General features: G+C 48.2%; 4 protein-coding genes. All 4 read right to left on the bottom strand.

Annotation, left to right across the window (positions count from 1 at the left end):
- Positions 1-309, bottom strand: a 309-nt coding sequence (locus GF404_06910; GenBank protein ID MBD3381910.1) for a hypothetical protein, incomplete at its 3' end; no start/stop codon positions are given.
- Between the two features lie 42 nt (positions 310-351).
- Positions 352-939 carry a sugar transferase gene (locus GF404_06905; protein ID MBD3381909.1) on the bottom strand — a complete coding sequence of 196 codons (588 nt, stop codon included), beginning with the start codon at positions 937-939 and terminating at the stop codon, positions 352-354.
- Positions 936-2,099 (bottom strand): aminotransferase class I/II-fold pyridoxal phosphate-dependent enzyme, encoded by a 1,164-nt coding sequence (locus tag GF404_06900; GenBank protein ID MBD3381908.1) that lies wholly within the window; start codon positions 2,097-2,099, stop codon positions 936-938. Before GF404_06900 ends, GF404_06905 begins: the two co-directional genes overlap by 4 nt.
- 59 nt (positions 2,100-2,158) lie before the next feature.
- On the bottom strand, positions 2,159-2,719 hold a 561-nt coding region (locus tag GF404_06895), incomplete at its 5' end, for a glycosyltransferase (protein MBD3381907.1).

The following is a 2,719-nucleotide window of genomic DNA, read 5'->3' as shown; positions in this document are numbered from 1 at the left end:
GTAGAGCAAAAACGCGAAGATCATTATCCCGACTGAAACAGCAGAGATAACTCTCGTAATTTCATTGAATAGCGCTTTGACCGGCTTGGGACGGTAGAATCCAAACGCGAAGAATATCGCCAGCCAGCACATTGTAACCACAAGGCTGGGGAGGATATAATCTCCCAGACTCAAATCGAGGTAGGAACTATCGGGAGCGGGCAGAAGATCCATCTGGTAGCGCAACATGAAAATCAAAAAGAAGGCCACCTGGAGCGCCGCCACATCCATCAAAAGAAGCAAAAATCTACCGGCCAGAAACTTTCTCATACGATTAAGGAAACAGGATTTATAAAAAAATTGCAAGCAGTTTTATCGCCCGCGAAAAATAGCCGCGATCGTATTAAAGATTATACCCAGATCGGTGCGCAGATTTCGTTTTTTCTGGTATTCGAGCGACATTTCTATCTTGTCGGGCAGTATGTTATTCAGGTACGCTTCCTGGGGATCATCGTAGCCGGCTAAAATTACTTCTTCATCTCGATACTTGAGGGTAGCGGGATCGACCAGACCAGGTCGGTAATTGAGGATACGCTTTTGTCCGGAACTGTACCGGCGAACATATTCAGGGGCTTCCGGCCGCGGCCCGACAATCGCCATCTGACCGACAAAGACATTCAGCAGTTGCGGAAGTTCATCGAGTTTGAGCATGCGTAAAACCCGGCCGATCGAGGTCACACGGCGGTCCCCGGCGACAGTCACCTGCGGGCCGGAATTGTTCATTTTCATGGTACGAAACTTGATCAGCCCGAACCTGCTGCCATTTCGACCGATGCGCTCATGCACAAAAAATGGTGCTCCCGGAGAGAAGATCAGGATCAAGAGAGTGATCACGATCCAGAATGGGAATGTGATAATAATTGCGAGGGTAGAGAGAATCAAATCGCAGAGCCGGTTCATAGTTTCTTGTAACGCTTTACTATCTCGCTCATAGCACGAACGACATAGTTGATTTCAGGTTTTGTCAGATCGGGATAAAATGGGAGCGAGATAATCCGTTTGTATGCCTGTTCAGATTTCGGGAAATGCTCTGCACGCAGACCAAATTTGCCTTTATAATATGGGTGCTTAAAAAGTGGTATGAAATGAACACTGGTTCCGATATTGCGGTCCGTCAGCTCCTGAATAAAACGATCGCGGTCAAGCGACAGCCTGTTCGGCATCAACTGGATAATATAGAGATGCCAGGCGTGAGCCCGGCCCTTTTTCATTTCCGGCAGTTTTATCCCGTCGATTTCTGAAATAGCCCGGTTGTAACACTCAGCAACCTCGCTACGTTTTTTCTGGAGCTTCTCAAAACGCTTCATCATGGCCAGTCCCAGGGCGGCATTAATATCAGCCAGGTTGTACTTGTAACCGAGTTCGACGACTTCGTAATACCAGCTCCCGCAATCGAGATACCTGCGCCAGGCTTTCTTATCCATACCGTGCAAACTAAGTACCCTGATTTTTTCAGCCACTTCGCGATTGTCCGTGGTAACCATACCGCCTTCACCGGTGGTTAAGTTCTTGGTCGCGTAAAATGAGAAGCACGATATATCCGGGATAGCGCCGATTTTCTTTTTGCCGTACGAAGCACCCAAAGCATGGGCGGCGTCATGGACGATCCTGAGATCATGCTTTTTTGCTATGCGTTTGATCGCGCTCATATCGCACGGTAACCCGGCAATATGGACCGGCATGATCGCCCTGGTTTTTGAGTTCAGCTTTGCTTCGAGTTGAGAAGCATCGAGATTGAGCGTGTCAGGCTCAATATCTATAAACACAGGCTTTGCCCCCGCATGCAGAATCGCTTCAACGGAAGCGGCAAATGTGAACGGAGTTGTAATGACCTCATCGCCTTTGCCGACAGCGAGTGCTTTCAGGGCCAGGTGAAGTCCGGCTGTGCAGGAGTTGACGGCCACCGCATATTTCGAGCCGACATAATCCGCTACCTTCTGCTCGAATTCACGGGCGACCCGACCGCTGGTGAGCCATCCGCTTTTGAGCACTTTTTCGACCGCCGACAATTCGGATTTGGTGAACTTCATGCGATAAAAGGGCACGCCCCTGACAGCCATAAAACTCCTTTCAGCTTATCATCAGATAGTAAGAAATTATTGGTTGGATTTCAATCTAATTAAGATCTTCGTGTAATCACATCCTGGTAAATATCGATTTGCTTGTTAACTGAATCCCTGATGTCATAGCTGTCCCGAACTAACTTTCTTCCCTTTTGGCCATATTGATTACGGAGGCTTTTATTCTCAATCAATTCAGCCAATGCATCCTGAAACGCCTGCCTGTCGCCTGCGGGTGATAATATCCCGGTTTCGCGATTTACAACAACTTCCGGCACACCTCCGACATCGTAAGCTACAACCGGCAGAGCGACAGCCGAAGCTTCCACAGCCGCCACACCAAAACTCTCGAAACGCGACGGCAACACGAAAATATCCAGTTCCCGCAGAAAATCAGGCACCTCACTATTATCGATTTGCCCCCTGAACTCGATCTTATCGCCATGCCGGAGTTTCGATTTGAGGGCCAGAAGATTGTCTCGTTCGGGGCCATCACCCGCAATCGATAACCTGATATTATCATATCTTTCACAGAGTGAATCGAAGATTGTCATCAGACTGTCAATTTGATAGATGTGATACAGTATTTTTGCAGTCCCGATTCGGATAAGACTATCATT

Source organism: Candidatus Zixiibacteriota bacterium (assembly GCA_014728145.1).
GTDB lineage: Bacteria > Zixibacteria > MSB-5A5 > JAABVY01 > JAABVY01 > WJMC01.
Note: the sequence above shows the minus strand (reverse complement) of the source record. Positions and strands in the feature narration are given on the sequence as shown.

Excerpts from the sequence above, each read along its gene's own strand:
- GF404_06905 (MBD3381909.1), bottom strand. The coding sequence starts at position 939 with ATGAACCGGCTCTGCGATTTGATTCTCTCTACCCTCGCAATTATTATC.
- GF404_06900 (MBD3381908.1), bottom strand. The coding sequence starts at position 2,099 with ATGGCTGTCAGGGGCGTGCCCTTTTATCGCATGAAGTTCACCAAATCC.